Source organism: Campylobacter concisus (assembly GCF_003048575.1).
Lineage (GTDB): Bacteria > Campylobacterota > Campylobacteria > Campylobacterales > Campylobacteraceae > Campylobacter_A > Campylobacter_A concisus_U.
Map to the genome: position 1 here is coordinate 41,614 of NZ_PIRZ01000005.1, position 14,726 is coordinate 56,339.

Sequence of the window (14,726 nt, forward strand, 5' to 3'; positions counted from 1 at the left end):
TCCTTTAAGCTAAAGCTTTTAGCATTCCGTTCATAACCATAGGTTTAAATCCGTAAATTTTAACCAGCCAACTCATGTAGCTCTCTCTAGTAGCGCCGAAGCACTCCAACGTCGGAGCCGTCCCCTCCCAGTCGAACTCTACCATTATGGCCTTGCCGTATTTGGTGATAAAAGGGCAAGCCGTATATCCGGTAAATTTCTCGCTAGGTTCTCGTCCTTTTATCGTATCGGCTAAATTTTTAGCTAAGATCGGATACATTTTCCTAACGCTAGCCCCCGTTTTGCCGGACGCAAATCCGCAAATATCGCCGATACCGAATATATTTTTAAATTTTGTACTTTGCAGGCTGTATTTATCGACGGCTAGAAAATTTAGCTTGTCGCCCTCTTTGGTTAGGCCGGCGCGAGCTAAAATTTCGCTTCCTTTTTGCTTAGGCGGCAGGTGAAGCCAGTCGTATTTTACGTCGATTAGCTCGGATGCGATTTTATCTTCGCCGTTTTGCCTATACGCCGTCCAAAACTCGAAAGTAGCGGTACTTGAGCTTTTATCGACGGCTACGATTTGGTGGCGAAGATTAAATTTTATCTTTCTTTTTATCATTATTTGAGTCATCGCCGCGGCATAAGTCGGATCGCCGAAAAGCTTGCCGCCGCCGACGTAAAGATTAACGCTGCCTTTATCGCGGTTGCCGGCCAACCTCAGCCTATCTTCGCTCATGCAAGTTACTTTTTTATTTGCGCCGCTGCATTTCATCGGGGTTTTTTGATCGCAAAATACAGCCGCGCCGCCGTTTTGAGAGAATTTTTTCATCAGCTCGTTGCTCTTTACGGCGCCTTGTAGAGTGTAGACGGAGGATATGTTGCCGCTCGTATCGTTAATATCCTCTAAGCTTAGCCCCTTAACGGCTTCAAAGTCGTATTCCACGCCGCTTGCTACGATTAGATAATCATACCCCAGTTCGCTCCCGTCGTCTAGGACGAGTAGATTGGCTTCGGGCTTTATTTCCGATACGTTTTTGCGTATCCACTCGGCTCCTTGCGGGATATAATCCGCTTTTTCGTAAACGACGTCGCTAGCTTCGTAAATTCCGACGGCGATTAGCGTAAAGCCCGGCTGGTAGTAAAATTTCTCGTCTTTATCCACGAGAATTACCTTGGCGTTAGGCATATCTCTTCTAAGTTTAGCCGCCAACGCGATACCGCTAAGTCCCGCGCCCATTATGACGATTTTAGAATTTATATCGTCGTTTTCGCCGCCCGTTGCCGAGCAACCGCTCATACTCGCGGCTAGTCCCGCGGCCCCCATTAGCTTTAAAGCGTCTCTTCTTTGCAGTCCTTTCATAAATTCTCCTTTCAAACGAGTTTATGAAATGCTACCTAAAAAAGGCCGTCCTCTCCGTAACAAAGTTACCTTAAAACGAGAATTTTAAGAAACTAGCCTTATTTCGCCGCGGCTTTGCGTTATTTGCCCACTTCTCTCAAGCTCTTTAAGCACCCTAGATACCGCTTCTCTAGCGCTTCCTAGATGATTCGCCAGCTCTTCGTGAGTTATTTTTATAAAATTTTCGTTTAGATTTTCGATGCTTTGAGATAAAAAATTCATAATCCGCGCCGAAAGCGGCAAAAATAAAGCTTGCTCCATAACGTTTATGGTTCTAGCAAACCGATCGGCTACGATTTTTAGAGTAAAATTTAAAATGCTTGGATATTTTTCTTTAAGAGGCTTGTAAATTCGTGCCGGAATAACGATAATCTCGCTATCTTGCTCGATTTCGACGCTTACTTTATTTTCTAACGAATTTATAGAACACGTATCGCACAGCACGCAACTCTCGTCTTTAGTTAGCCTAAATATCGTTATTTCCTTTGCGCTAGACGACACAAACGCCCTTAAAACGCCTTTTAGTATAAGTATAAATCCGAAGCAATCGTTTCCGGAGTAAAATATATTGCCCTTTTTTACGGTTTTTAGATACGCGTTATCAAAGATCGCATTTAGATCCTCGCTTGCTAGATCGAAATTATTCGTAAATCTCTCGCGCAAAATTTCTTTTAACTCTTCGCTTAGCATTTTGCCCTTTCGTGACTTCGTTACAAAAATTTAACCTTATTATAGGTAATATTGCATAAAAATTTAATACGAAAAGAAAAACAATGCACGACGTTAAGCAAAACGACTCGCAAAGCAAAATAAAATCGCTACCGATTATGCTTTTTGCCGGTACTATGGGGCTTGGAGGGCTTTGCGCGGCTTATAAGAAATTAAGCGAGATATTTGATTTACCCGGCGAGATATTCTCGGCGCTTAGAGCGCTAGACTGCACGGTATTTTGCCTGCTTTCGGCGTTTTACTTCTTTAAGCTTTTAAAATTTAAAGAAGAGGTAAAGGCCGAATTTTCGCACCCCATAAAGGTAAATTTTTTCGGCGGATTTATCATCTCGCTTTTTCTTTTAGCTCTAGCCTACAAAGACGCGCCGCGATTATACTACTCGCTTTTTTACGCGGCTTTAGGCTTACAAACGATTTTTACGCTTTACGTAATTTCTTTTTGGATCGACGAAAAATTCGATATCGCGATGCTAAATCCGGCATGGTTTATCCCCGTAGTGGGCAACTTGCTAATCCCGATCATAGCCGAAAAATCTCAAGCGATCTGGTATTATTTTAGTTTGGGGTTATTTTTCTGGATTATTTTATTCGCCGTTATATTTTATAGGTTAGTTTTTTGCGATAAGCTAGCCGACAAATTCGTCCCGACGCTAGTCATTACGCTAGCGCCGCCGGCTATGGCGTTTTTGGGATACGTAAAATTAACCGAGCGATTCGACGCTTTTGCGGCGATACTGCTTAATATAAACGTATTTTTCGCGGCGCTTATACTTTTTTCGTATAAAAGATTTATTGAACTCAAATTCGCCCTATCGTGGTGGGCTTTTACCTTTCCGACGGCCGCTAGCTCCATAGCGTTTTTAAAAGCTTACGAAATTATGCAAAGCGATTTTTATTTAGTTTTAGGCGTCGGCGCTTTTACGGCTCTAGTCGCTTCGATTTTGATAGTTGGATTTTTAACGGTTAAATCTATAATAAACGGCGAAATTTTTTCGGAAAAATAGCCTTAGCTCAAAAATTCACTTTAGTAGTATTCGTAGCTGATTTCTAGCTTTTTATATAGGCCGATTTCCGTTATGTCGCCGTTTTCGTAGTATTTGTCCGCGGGCTTAAATTTGACCGAGGTTTTATGCGTCAAATTTCCCCGCTCGTCCCTGCTTATGTCTTTAAACTGCAGAATTTGCCAGATTTTTGCCTCGGAGCCGAAGTAATTTACCGACGTATACTCCATCTCGTCGCCGTTTGCGGCGTAGTAATAAACCCATTTTGAGCTCGGGGCTTGCGTTATTTTTTCGTATTCGCCGTTTGGCTTGCGCTCGAAGCTTATCTCTATGCCGTGCCGCGGCTCCATATTATTTTCTATCCGCGTTAAAACGCCATTTTCGTCGTAGACGTAGCTATCGTCCGTCACTAGCGTCCCGCCGGAATACGCCGCCCGAGCGATCATTTTGCCGTCCTTGCCGTAAGTAGTTTTCTCCGTGCGCGGGTAAAATTTATCCCCCACATGCTGCTCTTTAGCCGTCGCGACTAAATTTTCGCCGTCAAATTCGTATTCGTAGAGATAAACGGCGCTATCTTGATATTTTTTGCGCACTAGCCCGTCTTTGCCGTACTCAAACAAAACCGAACTATTTGGCACGCCGTTTATATGCTCGGTTTCTTGCAGTATATAGCCGTTCTCGTTAAACTCCGTTAGCTTCACGCGCGTATTTTCTAGCGTGCCGGAGCCGTCTATAGAGTATTCGTACTCCGTAGCCGTCATGCTTTTAACCTCGCTTTTTAGATCCTTTTTGCTCCAGTCGCTTTCGGGTAAAACGGCCGAGTTTAGATAGCAAACCGCCGATGCCGACGCGAAAATAGCTTTTAAAATTTTCATTTTTATCCTTTTTCAAATCACGCAAATCCTAGATTAGTTTAGGCTAAATTTCGTCTAATTTAGCCTAAAAGGCGGCAATACCGGTAAAATCCTAGCTTTTACGAGTTTAAATCCGCGCCTGAAACTGACTTAAATTTTTAAGCAAGTCTGAGGCGAATTTTCATTTCGGCAGTTTATTAACTTAAGCTTCGTTTGCCTTTTTTAAAATTTCTCTCATCTCTTCTTCGCTAAGCGGCTCAACCAGTATATTTGCGGCGTCTATGAAGCGATATTTTTCTTTTGGCAGATTTGCCATAAAAGCGCCATATTCGCATTCGCCGAGCACGTGCGCGTCCCTATCGTCTAAGCCGACTACTAGCGTAAGTATCCAGCGCGAGACATTGCGATCTCCAAGTGCTTCTTGCGCCTGCCACGACGGAGAGGGAGCGTAAGGCAAGATAGTCGGTAAATTTTCGCTAAGCGTATACGCGCCAAAAATTTCTTTGCCGTCTTTATCTTCGTATAAATTCTCTCTTGCGCTATAAGCGTCAAGATACTGCACATGTCTCATTATCTCATCGAATTTAGCCGCAGGGCTAGCGCTTGCAAAAATTTCATCTATCATAACCGCATCAAACGCCACGTCGCGCTCTAGGCCAGAGATATAAAGCGTTTGATTTTTCTCTTTTGCCTCCTTTAGAGCTTCGAGTCCCCACATTATGTCGGCTTCATAATCAAATTTTAAAATTTGCTCGCTATCGTAAATTTCTTCATTGTCGCACTCTATTTTCGAGCCGGTTTTGGCTGAAATTTTAGAAAGAAACAAAATCGCCGTCTGCCAGTCGCCAACGCCGCTTGGAGTGCAGACTCGAACGATATATTTGCCGTCTTCATAGCTTAGCTCAAAGCCGCGAGCGCTCTTTTGCCGTACTCCTGCGATCATCACGTTTTCGTTTAGCGAAAGCTCGCTCGGCTCGTCGTTTTGGCTATTAAAAAAGAAAAATCCCTCTATAAACTCTGAAATTTCACGCTCGCTTAGCGCCTTTTCATATCCGCCAAAAAGCTTCTTTTTATTTTTTACCTTAAATGTTACGCTCATAAATTCTCTTTCGCCTACTCTAAAACGTCATCGCTTGATCGCACTGCCTAACCCACTCGGACAAGATATCCATGCTGCCTTTCACCTCAGCCTCGAAATAAGGCTCTCCCGCATGCAAACCGCACCTCGTTTGGCAGCTACCGCAAACCTTTAACATAGCGCCGTTAGCGTAAAGCTCTTTTAACATCGCTACTAGATCTACGTCGTAGTTTTCCGGCTTTTTGGTGCTATTTCGCGCAAGATCGACCGCGTCGTTCATTAGAAAAATTCTAACCTCTTCGCCTTTTTCTTTTAGCGTTTTAGCTAGCCTTAATGCGTTGTAAGCATTGTCGGTACCGTTGTATGGTTGATTTGTAAGTATAAATAGAAATTTTTTCATCTTTTTCTCCTTTTGCCAAAAATGTAGTGCAAACCGGGCAAATTTTAGCCAAGCTATATAAAAAGAGGCTAAATTTATCTAAAAAGTAAAAGTACGCCGATCGCGCAAACGATAATGGCGGTGCAAATTTCAAGTAGCCTTAGGTGCGTTTGTAAAAATTTCTTTAGCATAGCTCCGCCAAGCGCGTAGATATTTAGCGAGCAAAACTCGATGAAAAGAAGCGTTGTCGTGATCAAGCACATACGAGCGAGACTAAAGGGATCGTCTTTGTCCAAAAATGTAGGCAGTAAAGCCGAGAAAAATATCCATGCCTTTGGATTTGTAACGCAAACGATGAGTCCGTTTATAAACATCTGCTTTTTACTTGGTAAATTTGAGACGTTTGTTACGCTAAGCTCACCCTTGCCAAAAAAGAGCATTGCGCCAAGATAGAGCATATAAAGCCCTGCGATGATGTTTAGCGCCTTAAATGCGTACCCAAAATGATGAAGCACCGCACCCACGCCAAGCATACAGCAAAACGCCACGAAAGCAAGCGAAAGAAGCTGTCCGGTCATCATAATAAGCGAGTGCTTATAGCCAAAGCTCATACCGATACTCATCGCATAGGTCATATTGATGCCTGGCATTAACGAGATAGGAGCAAGCGTGGCGAAAAAGAGTAAGAAGTCCATAAAAAGCCTTGAAATTTAGCTAACAAATATAAAAATTTAAGCTATAAATCAGATCCCGCGATCAAATTTATAGCTTAAATTTAAAAGGCGGACCAAGCCGCCTCTTTTTTAGTGAGTTAAGAAATACTCTTGAATTTTGGCTTTGTCGCTTGTTTTTGTAAGCGCAAGCATCAAAAGCACTCTGGCTTTTTGCGCGTTTAGATTATCGCTTGTTAAAAAGCCGTATTTTGCGTCGTCCACCTCACCGTTCATGGTTGTTTCGCCGCTTCCTACGCGTGAGTCGCGAACTACCACTACGCCAGCTTTTGAAGCCTCGCCAAGAGCCTCTAGCACGCTAAAGTAAGGGTTGCCGTTGCCAAGACCAGCGCTGATGATACCTTTTGCGCCGTTTTTAACAGCTATGTTTACAAAGTCAGGATTGTCATTTGCATGAGAGTAGATGATATCGACTCTTGGAAGTTCTTTTACGCCCTCTAGGTCAAATGCTGATTTTGCTGTGTGTTTTCTAATCGGATTCATATAGTATTTTACGTTGCCATAAAAGACTGTGCCGATCTTACCGCTGTTTGGTGATTTAAATGTATCAACGCCTGTTGTGTTGGTTTTGGTTACCTCACGAGCCGCGTGAATTTCGTCATTCATAGTGACTACAACACCCTTGCCTACGCTATCTTTGCTTATAGCAACGTTTACAGCGTTAAATAAATTTAGTGGACCGTCTGCGCTTAGTGAGCCGCTATTTCTCATCGCACCTACAAGCACGACTGGCTTGTCGCTTTTAACGACCAAATTTAGAAAGTACGCCGTCTCCTCCATAGTATCCGTTCCGTGAGTAACGACGATACCATCAGCTTTGCCGCTATTTAGAAGCTCGTTGATTCTATTTGCAAGCTTTAGCCAAACTTCGTTGTTCATATCCTGTGAGCCGATATTTGAAATTTGCTCGCCTTTGATAGTGGCTATCTTGTTAATATCCGGCACGGCTGCAATTAGTTTATCGACCGTAACAGTTCCAGAAGTATAGCTCGAATCAAGCGATCCTGAGCCACTTCCTGCTATCGTTCCACCAGTAGCTAGGATGTAGATGGTTGGCTTAGCAACCGCTAAAGTAGCACCTAAAATCATGAGTAACACCGCCTTAAAGATTAAACGCATTTTAGCTCCTTTGCATTAAAATTTGCAAAGTCATTATAATGCCATTTATTTAAAAAAATTATTAACTTCCAAATTTTATATTTATTTAAAAAATTCTTATCAAAAGCATATAAATTCCGGTTGAAACAACTATGCTAAGAAGGGCATTTTTATATCGCAAATGCACCGAAACAGCCGTCAAAACCGCCACTATCTCGCTTAAGCCATATGGAAACTCACTAAATTTAGTATCTTTTAGACCGTAGCAGACCAAAACGACCATTATCATCATGCCCATATGCTTCTCGATAGCGTCTAAATAAGGATTTGGCTTATAGTTTCTTAATGCATAAAATGGCGTCGCTCTCGTTATAAAAGTAGCCAAGGCACTTAAAAGCACCGCCACAAAAAGCACCATCTCGCTTGAGCTTACACTTATCAAATTTTATCCTTAAACAAAAGCAAAAATATAAAACAAAGCGCCATCGAGCCAACAAGCACAAATTTAGCTGGAAACAGGCTCACTCCAAGCACGCCAAAAAGCGCCGCCGCAAAGAGCACGCGGTAGTTTTTATCATTTTTAAACATCTCGATGACGACCACTATAAATAGCGAGGTCAAACTAAACTCAAGCCCCTTTGTATCGGCCTTTATAAGATCACCAAGTATTGCTCCAAGCAGCGTGCCAGCCGCCCAGTAAGACCAAGCAAGTAAATTTAGCCAGGTAAAGACAAAGCTTCGATCACTAGCCTCTTTTAGCCCTAAATTTTTAAATATCGCAAAGGTCTCATCTGTTAGCAAAGCGATGTTTAAAAGCCTAAATTTGATCCCGCTATACTCTTTTAACAGTGAAATTCCATAAAAAGTGTGACGCAAATTTACAAGATAGCTCACGATAAAGACCTCAACATAGCTAGTGCCGACGCTAAAGAGCGAGAGCATCATAAACTGCGCTGCGCCGCCGTATGCTAGCGTGCTAAGTGCCACAGCAATAAATGCGCTCACTCCCATGCTTTTTGCCAGCACGCCAAAAGCGACACCAAGCGGGAAATAGCCCATAAAGATAGGAATGGATAGTTTAAAAACGTAGTTAAATGTCAAATTTTTACCTTAATAAAAGCCAAAATGTTAGCAAAAATTTGAAAATTTAGGATAAAGGCTAGAAATTCTAGCCTTGCAGGGTAAAATTTGAGATTAAAATTTGATGATTTCACCGTCATCTGGGATAGTGATCTTGCTCTCTATGCCTTCTTTTTTAACAAATTCACGAAGATCCTTACGGCTTACGCTCGTGTGATTTACGGCGTCCATATGTACGGCGATGATAGTCGCACCATTAAGCTCTTTTGCGGCGTGGGCTACGTCGGCTTTGCCCATTATGATACCGTTGTCAGGAAATGCCAGCACGCGAGCGTCGCCCGTATTCATCACGACTACACTAGGATTAAATTTGTTTAGAGCCTTGCTTACGTCCACAGTCCAAAGCGTATCGCCCATGACATAAAGCGTCTTGTGTCCCTTTGCCTCAAACACGACGCCCATCGCATCGCCCAAAATAGCGCCAAGCTGCTTGTTTTCATACATCTCTACCGTGCCGTGAGCGCCGCCCGCTTTATGTAGTTTCACGCCTTTAAATTCGGCCGATTCGTTTAGCACTCTTACGTCTTTAAAGCCTTGCTTTTTGATTAGCGCCGCATCATCGTTATGCTGAGCAAAGATAACGATATCTTTAGGTAAAATTTCGGCCGCGACCTCATCCCAGTGATCAGGATGCGTGTGCGTAACGATGATCGCATCGACGCCCTTATACACCTCTTTTACATCCATAGGAAGTTCTATCAAAGGATTTCTAAGGTGTGAGTTTAGCGTCCCCTCAAAGCCCGGATGTTTGCCCTTTGGCGCAAGATACGGGTCAAGCAAAAAGCTCACTCCCGCGTAGTTTATCTTTGCGGTAGCGTTTCTGATATGTTGAAATTTGTTTATTTTCATTATTTCTCCTTGTAAAATTTACTAGCTCAAAATACCAAAAAAGGCTAAAAAGATATTTAAAAAGAATTAAATTTCAGTACTTTGAGATTTTATGCTTTTGGTTTTATGGTTTGCAAGTTTTTCAGCAACGCACATAAAACCACCTGCGTTTGAAGGATGTTTAAAAAAGGCGGATGAAAATATCCAAATCGGTGGTAAATTTAGCTTTAAAAGCAAAGAACAGAAAGCTGCACCGATCTTATATATATATCTACCTTGACAAAAATGAGCGCGATAAAATGGCAGATATGACGAACAAGTCCTGCGAGCTAGGCAATCCGCACAGTTGTCTCTTTTTAGGAAATATATATCTACAAAAAGACACTCCAGCGCAAGAGAAAGAAGAAGGACTTAGGCTTTATAATAAGGCTTGCGAACTAAAAAATGCATTTGCTTGCTATACTCTTGCGCTCATTTATAAAACTGGAGATACTGGTATGTTGCAAGATAAAAATAGAGCAAAAAACTACTACAAAAAAGCCTGCGAGCTTGATTTGGAAGAAGCATGCAGTATGCTTAAAAATTTTAATTAAGCAAAAATGCTTTTATTCTTGCTCTTAAGAGTAGAAATTTTAGATGAAATGCATCAAAGTGATAGCAGGATAAGAGAAATTTTATAGGCAGTTACAAAGATGCTTTAAAAAATTTATAATTCATCAAGCAACAATAAGTACTGCCAAATTTATAATTTAGACCAAATTAATGCGTCTGCTTTATTGAGTCCTTCTCTTTTGAAGTATTGTTTGAAAAGTAAAATACCTCAAGCGTAAAAGCAACCAGTATAAGCCCAACGATAGTCAGAGTCACATCCATACTACCTACCTTTTAAGCCCATTTACTATTTCAAGCATCGAGTCACTCGTGGTTATCGCCTTTGAGTTCGCCTCGTACGCACGCTGTCCGGTGATAAGATCAGTCATCTCTTCAACTAGCTGAACGTTACTCATCTCAACAAACCCTTGTCTGATCGTACCAAGTCCGTCAAGTCCTGCTACACCTACCACCACGTTACCACTAGCGCTTGTTTCTAGATAGTTGTTGTCGCCCATCGAGTGAAGGCCAGCTGGGTTTATGAAATTTGCTAGCTCGATCTGACCTATCTGAGCCATCTCTCTCTCACCTGCTTGGAGCACTGATACGGTGCCATCTGTGCCGATAGAAATTTGCGTCGCATTTGCAGGGACTGTGATCTGAGGGATCAACTGATAGCCGTCGCTATTTACAATCGTCCCGTTTGCATCAAGCTTAAAAGCACCATTTCTAGTATAAGCAGTAGTGCCATCTGGTAGCTGAATCTGAAAAAATCCATTGCCAGCTATGACCATATCTAGGTTGTTGCTAGTCTCTTTGAAATAGCCCTGAGAGAAAATTTTATTTATCGCAGTTGGACGCACGCCAAGGCCTACTTCGATGCCTGTTGGGCTTGTGGTAGTCTGGCTTGTAGCCGTACCTGCATACTCCATGACTTGATACATAAGATCAGCAAATTCAGCCCTATTTTTCTTGTATCCATAAGTATTTACGTTTGCGATGTTGTGTGAGGTTACGTCTATCTGCGTCTGCTGAGCTATCATGCCAGTGGCCGCAGTGTAAAGTGATCTCATCATAGTTTTATCCTTTTATTAAGCTTTTAGGGCTAGTTTTTGAACAGCATCTTGGTTAAGGTCGCTCATGTGGCTTGTCATAACCTTTTGATACATATCAACTAAGCGCTGGGTTTCTATTAGACCAACCATTTCTAAAACTGGGTTTACATTTGACATCTGAGCATATCCTTGCATTACGCTATCAGCTTCATCAAGCTCATTTATGTCGTTAAAATTTCTAGTTTCAAAGAGGTTGTCGCCGACCTTTTTAAGATATCTTATCTCTCTTGGCTGAGCGATGTAAAATTTAGAAAATTGATTATTATTTGAGTATAAATTTCCATTTTTATCAGCAGTTAGTACCTCGCCTTGTGGTACTTGAATGCCTCTTTGTCCAGGATTTTGTGCCTCATAGCCACTTGGTAAAACCTTATAGCCCTCCTTTGTGACGATATAACCATCGCCATCAAGGCTAAAAGAACCGTTTTTGCTAAGTTTTACACCATTTGGGGTATCAACTAAGAAAAATGCGTCGTCTCTTTTTATCGCAAAATCAAGCGTGTTTGAGCTGTATTTAAAGCCACCAGCACTAAAGTCAGTATACTCTTCGCTAACTTGTGGTACGCGATCAAGCGTTCTATTTAAAAATTTGGCTCCATCTTTTGTATGATTTTTAAGCGGAAGCTCATCTTGCGTCTCTTTAAAAATTCTCGCAAAATCACCAATGACTACATCATTTCTCTTATAGCCGATCGTATTTACATTTGCAAGATTATTTGAGATAACATTTAATCTGTTAAACTGCGTTACCATGCCAGCTGTGGCTTGATAATAACCATTTTGCATACAATTTCCTAGTCAAAATTTGATTGTTTAGAATTACTAAGCAATCATCGTTCCAACTTTGTTTTTATACACATTTACAAAATTTGGGTATAATCCACTTTCTTTTAAACAACACTTAAATCACAATTAGACGATTCGAAAGGAAATTTATGAGCGCCGCAAAAGACTCTTTTTCTCAGATAGAAGAGCTTTTCGCTGAAAATGCAAAAGGCTTTTTGACATACGAAAAATTAGTAAAATTATTAGACAAAGCTCCGACTGCTACGATAGTAAAAAAGATAGAACAACTAGCAAAAACGAATAAAGTCCAGCTCATCACATCTGCTGAGGCTGCAAAGCTTAGAAATTTAGCCGATGCTAAAAAACGCCAAGAAAATGCTCAAAAAAGTGATCAAGATATCGACGAAGATCTCGATCTTTCAGGCGAAAGTGACCTTTTAGAGTGGTCAAGATCTGATAGTCCAGTAAGGATGTATCTAAGAGAGATGGGTCAGATCGCACTTCTTACAAAAGATGAAGAGGTAGAGATCAGCAAAAGGATCGAGCTTGGCGAAGATATCATTATCGATGCATTTTGTTCTGTGCCATTTTTGATTGACTTCATACTTGACTATAAAGAGCCGCTTATCAACAGAGAACGCCGTGTAAAAGAGCTTTTTAAGAGCTTTGAGGACGAGAGTGAAAACGAAGAGAATGAAGATAGCGAAGACGATATAGACGAGGAAGATGAAGAAAACGAAGAGAACGAAGCTCCTAAAAAATCAGCCAAAAACGATAAACGCGCTGAAAAAGTTATAGAGAGCTTTAAGGCCCTCGAAAAAGCCAAAAAAGAGTGGCTAAAGACTGCAAACAAACAAGATAAAGTTGAAAGCGATGACACAGCTTCAAAGATGACTCTTGCATTTAAAAAGAAAATTTTAAAAGAGAAGCTGATGGACCTTGGTCCAACAAGTAAGCTAATTAGCGAAATCGTAAAATCAATGGAAACAGCACTAAAAAGCGACGACGAATTTGACAGAGAGCTAAAACGTTTGGAGTATCGCTTGCCAATGTTTAGCGATGAGCTTAAGAAAAATCACAAAAGCATACTAAAAGATATCATCAAGCTTAGTAAAGAAGAGATCGCAGCTCGCGTGCCAGAAGCTACAATGGTCTCAACTTATGTCGAGATCAAAAAGCTATTTACTACAAAAGAGGCGAGCAAGCAAGGCTTTGATCTTGAGCCAACAAGGCTAAAAGAAATTTTAGAGCAGATCAAACGTGGAAAGAAAATTTCTGACGAGGCAAAAGCCAGAATGGCTAAGTCAAATCTTCGTCTAGTTGTAAGTATCGCGAAACGCTATACAAATAGAGGCTTGCCATTTTTAGATCTCATCCAAGAGGGCAACATCGGCCTTATGAAGGCGGTTGATAAATTTGAATACAGAAAAGGTTATAAATTTTCAACCTACGCCACATGGTGGATCCGCCAGGCTATTTCGCGTGCGATCGCCGATCAGGCAAGGACGATTAGAATACCTATCCATATGATAGAAACGATAAATCGTATCAACAAAATAAACCGCAAATACCTCCAAGAAGAGGGAAAAGAGCCTGATGTAAGCGTTATCGCAAAAGAGGTTGGGCTAAGCGTTGATAAGGTAAAGCAAGTCATCAAGATCACAAAAGAGCCGATCAGTCTCGAAGCTCCGATCGCAAACGAAGAAGACGGTAAATTTGGGGATTTTGTAGAGGATAAAAGCTCACTTTCTCCAATTGATCAAATTTTAAAAAGTGACCTTAGAGAGCAGATAGATGACGTACTTTCACAGCTAAATGAGCGTGAAAAAGCGGTTATTTCGATGAGATTTGGCTTGCTTGAAGATGAGAGCGACCGCACACTTGAAGAGATCGGCAAGGCCCTAAATGTCACTCGTGAGCGCGTCCGCCAGATAGAAAGCTCAGCTATCAAAAAACTAAAACACCCAAAAGTCGGTAGAAAACTTAAAAACTACATTGAGGGCTAAAAGCCCTTTTCTTTTGGATATTTTCCTTAAGACTTTCTCTTTAGCTTTATAAAATTTAAATTTGATAATTTTTAGCAATAAATTTTACTAGCAAAACTACATTAATTTCATTATTGAAAGACTAGATCTAAATTTTATTTAGCCATTAAACCAACTTAAAAATAGAAACACAAAAAAACTTAATATTTTTTAAAGAATAAAGTTAGATAAAAAGAATTTACCGGTGCAAGACCGGTAAAAATTTATTCAGCTAGAAGTTTATCTAGTTTTGCGACCAAACTCGTAGTATCGTGAGCTTTAGCCAAAGATGCAGCATGTAGCTTTAAATTTGCTTGTAAATTTTCTTCCAAGCTCTTTGCTATATCGCTACTATCAAGATTCTCTATACTATTAGCATTTGCCACACTTCTTGCTGCTAGAGCGTTTATGCCCCTAAATACAGCATTTTGTGTTGATCCGATCTCTGAACGAAGCGAATTTATATTTTTTAAAATTTCACCTGTATTTGAGCCGTCATCTTTTACATTTAAAAGAGCATTTGTGCCCAAATTTATATTTTTTGTACTCTCGCCTGTAAAAAATCCAAGCTCAGCATCAAATACGTTTTTGCCATTAAATTTAGCTTCTTTCACGCTATCATTCATAGCATTTCTTAGTGCGTTGATTTCGCCCTTTATGCCTTTTTGTTCATTTGCTGAGAGAGTAGGATTTGTGAGTTTGCTTGAAAGTTCACCTATTTTATCTGTACTTTTACTTAAATTTAAAAGTGTTGAGTCAGCGATCTGAAGCATTCCAATCATATCGTTTGCATTTACTAAACCTTCGTTCAAGACATTTGTTTGTGAAAGCAAACTCTCTGCGATTTGCAAATTTGCACCTGATGCTTTGATCTCACTGTTTGCAGAGATAGCATTTAGTGCCTTCTTCTCGCTATTTTTTGCTTGATCTAAATAATAGTTTCCTGAAGCCTGGTTTGCAGTATAAGTTCCTAACTTCATAACAACTCCTT

At 40.9% G+C, this 14,726-nt stretch carries 16 protein-coding genes; 3 read left to right on the forward strand and 13 right to left on the reverse strand.

Annotated features, from left to right (window positions below):
* Nucleotides 1-4: 4 nt before the first annotated feature.
* Entirely contained in the window at nucleotides 5-1,342 is a 1,338-nt protein-coding gene (locus CVS84_RS06875) for an NAD(P)/FAD-dependent oxidoreductase (RefSeq protein ID WP_107691680.1), read from the reverse strand.
* 84 nt (nucleotides 1,343-1,426) lie between these two features.
* Entirely contained in the window at nucleotides 1,427-2,071 is a 645-nt protein-coding gene (locus CVS84_RS06880) for a Crp/Fnr family transcriptional regulator (RefSeq protein ID WP_107691681.1), read from the reverse strand.
* An 83-nt stretch (nucleotides 2,072-2,154) separates the two neighbouring features.
* Here CVS84_RS06880 and CVS84_RS06885 point away from each other — a divergent pair, with 83 nt between their 5' ends.
* Entirely contained in the window at nucleotides 2,155-3,114 is a 960-nt protein-coding gene (locus tag CVS84_RS06885; RefSeq protein ID WP_107691682.1) for an SLAC1 anion channel family protein, read from the forward strand.
* Nucleotides 3,115-3,134: 20 nt separating this feature from the next.
* On the opposite strand, the gene CVS84_RS06890 is transcribed toward CVS84_RS06885, so the two are convergent.
* From CVS84_RS06890 to CVS84_RS06925, 8 genes are all read right to left on the reverse strand, one after another.
* Entirely contained in the window at nucleotides 3,135-3,986 is an 852-nt protein-coding gene (locus CVS84_RS06890; RefSeq protein ID WP_107691683.1) for a hypothetical protein, read from the reverse strand.
* 181 nt (nucleotides 3,987-4,167) lie between these two features.
* Nucleotides 4,168-5,064, reverse strand: coding sequence for a DUF4299 family protein (locus CVS84_RS06895; protein ID WP_107691684.1), 897 nt, complete (start codon nucleotides 5,062-5,064; stop codon nucleotides 4,168-4,170).
* Nucleotides 5,065-5,083: 19 nt separating this feature from the next.
* Complete coding sequence (locus CVS84_RS06900; protein WP_107691685.1) at nucleotides 5,084-5,443, reverse strand: DsrE/DsrF/TusD sulfur relay family protein; 360 nt, start codon at nucleotides 5,441-5,443, stop codon at nucleotides 5,084-5,086.
* A gap of 74 nt (nucleotides 5,444-5,517) precedes the next feature.
* On the reverse strand, nucleotides 5,518-6,117 hold the full coding sequence (locus tag CVS84_RS06905) for a LysE family translocator (protein ID WP_107691686.1): 600 nt from the start codon (nucleotides 6,115-6,117) through the stop codon (nucleotides 5,518-5,520).
* Between the two features lie 108 nt (nucleotides 6,118-6,225).
* The gene (locus CVS84_RS06910) at nucleotides 6,226-7,272 is read right to left on the reverse strand and encodes a type II asparaginase (RefSeq protein WP_107691687.1); all 1,047 of its coding nucleotides are present in this window, start codon (nucleotides 7,270-7,272) and stop codon (nucleotides 6,226-6,228) included.
* A gap of 85 nt (nucleotides 7,273-7,357) precedes the next feature.
* Entirely contained in the window at nucleotides 7,358-7,693 is a 336-nt protein-coding gene (locus CVS84_RS06915) for a branched-chain amino acid transporter permease (protein ID WP_107691688.1), read from the reverse strand.
* On the reverse strand, nucleotides 7,690-8,352 hold the full coding sequence (locus tag CVS84_RS06920; RefSeq protein WP_107691689.1) for an AzlC family ABC transporter permease: 663 nt from the start codon (nucleotides 8,350-8,352) through the stop codon (nucleotides 7,690-7,692). Before CVS84_RS06920 ends, CVS84_RS06915 begins: the two co-directional genes overlap by 4 nt.
* A 93-nt stretch (nucleotides 8,353-8,445) precedes the next feature.
* Nucleotides 8,446-9,240: an MBL fold metallo-hydrolase gene (locus tag CVS84_RS06925; protein WP_107691690.1), complete on the reverse strand. Its 795-nt coding sequence runs from the start codon at nucleotides 9,238-9,240 to the stop codon at nucleotides 8,446-8,448.
* Between the two features lie 173 nt (nucleotides 9,241-9,413).
* Here CVS84_RS06925 and CVS84_RS06930 point away from each other — a divergent pair, with 173 nt between their 5' ends.
* A complete protein-coding gene (locus CVS84_RS06930; RefSeq protein WP_107691691.1) occupies nucleotides 9,414-9,812 on the forward strand; it encodes a tetratricopeptide repeat protein in 399 nt (132 codons plus the stop codon).
* Between the two features lie 285 nt (nucleotides 9,813-10,097).
* Here the strand turns inward: CVS84_RS06930 and flgG are convergent, their stop codons facing one another.
* Both flgG and CVS84_RS06945 read right to left on the reverse strand, forming a co-directional pair.
* Nucleotides 10,098-10,886 (reverse strand): flagellar basal-body rod protein FlgG, encoded by a 789-nt coding sequence (gene flgG, locus CVS84_RS06940; protein ID WP_021091447.1) that lies wholly within the window; start codon nucleotides 10,884-10,886, stop codon nucleotides 10,098-10,100.
* Between the two features lie 15 nt (nucleotides 10,887-10,901).
* Nucleotides 10,902-11,711, reverse strand: coding sequence for a flagellar hook-basal body protein (locus tag CVS84_RS06945; RefSeq protein WP_107691692.1), 810 nt, complete (start codon nucleotides 11,709-11,711; stop codon nucleotides 10,902-10,904).
* Nucleotides 11,712-11,860: 149 nt separating this feature from the next.
* On the opposite strand from CVS84_RS06945, the gene rpoD reads away from it, so the two are divergent.
* Nucleotides 11,861-13,717, forward strand: a complete 1,857-nt coding sequence (rpoD, locus tag CVS84_RS06950; RefSeq protein ID WP_103604792.1) for an RNA polymerase sigma factor RpoD — start codon at nucleotides 11,861-11,863, stop codon at nucleotides 13,715-13,717.
* A 242-nt stretch (nucleotides 13,718-13,959) separates the two neighbouring features.
* Here the strand turns inward: rpoD and CVS84_RS06955 are convergent, their stop codons facing one another.
* Complete coding sequence (locus CVS84_RS06955) at nucleotides 13,960-14,715, reverse strand: flagellin (protein WP_199906118.1); 756 nt, start codon at nucleotides 14,713-14,715, stop codon at nucleotides 13,960-13,962.
* Nucleotides 14,716-14,726: the final 11 nt, after the last annotated feature.

What these genes read in the sequence shown, in the direction of transcription:
- CVS84_RS06905 (WP_107691686.1), bottom strand. Translation starts at nt 6,117, where the DNA reads ATGGACTTCTTACTCTTTTTCGCCACGCTTGCTCCTATCTCGTTAATG.
- CVS84_RS06895 (WP_107691684.1), bottom strand. Translation starts at nt 5,064, where the DNA reads ATGAGCGTAACATTTAAGGTAAAAAATAAAAAGAAGCTTTTTGGCGGA.
- CVS84_RS06910 (WP_107691687.1), bottom strand. Translation starts at nt 7,272, where the DNA reads ATGCGTTTAATCTTTAAGGCGGTGTTACTCATGATTTTAGGTGCTACT.
- CVS84_RS06875 (WP_107691680.1), bottom strand. Translation starts at nt 1,342, where the DNA reads ATGAAAGGACTGCAAAGAAGAGACGCTTTAAAGCTAATGGGGGCCGCG.
- CVS84_RS06880 (WP_107691681.1), bottom strand. Translation starts at nt 2,071, where the DNA reads ATGCTAAGCGAAGAGTTAAAAGAAATTTTGCGCGAGAGATTTACGAAT.
- CVS84_RS06925 (WP_107691690.1), bottom strand. Translation starts at nt 9,240, where the DNA reads ATGAAAATAAACAAATTTCAACATATCAGAAACGCTACCGCAAAGATA.
- CVS84_RS06885 (WP_107691682.1), top strand. Translation starts at nt 2,155, where the DNA reads ATGCACGACGTTAAGCAAAACGACTCGCAAAGCAAAATAAAATCGCTA.
- CVS84_RS06955 (WP_199906118.1), bottom strand. Translation starts at nt 14,715, where the DNA reads ATGAAGTTAGGAACTTATACTGCAAACCAGGCTTCAGGAAACTATTAT.
- CVS84_RS06900 (WP_107691685.1), bottom strand. Translation starts at nt 5,443, where the DNA reads ATGAAAAAATTTCTATTTATACTTACAAATCAACCATACAACGGTACC.
- flgG (WP_021091447.1), bottom strand. Translation starts at nt 10,886, where the DNA reads ATGATGAGATCACTTTACACTGCGGCCACTGGCATGATAGCTCAGCAG.
- CVS84_RS06930 (WP_107691691.1), top strand. Translation starts at nt 9,414, where the DNA reads ATGAAAATATCCAAATCGGTGGTAAATTTAGCTTTAAAAGCAAAGAAC.
- CVS84_RS06945 (WP_107691692.1), bottom strand. Translation starts at nt 11,711, where the DNA reads ATGCAAAATGGTTATTATCAAGCCACAGCTGGCATGGTAACGCAGTTT.
- rpoD (WP_103604792.1), top strand. Translation starts at nt 11,861, where the DNA reads ATGAGCGCCGCAAAAGACTCTTTTTCTCAGATAGAAGAGCTTTTCGCT.
- CVS84_RS06890 (WP_107691683.1), bottom strand. Translation starts at nt 3,986, where the DNA reads ATGAAAATTTTAAAAGCTATTTTCGCGTCGGCATCGGCGGTTTGCTAT.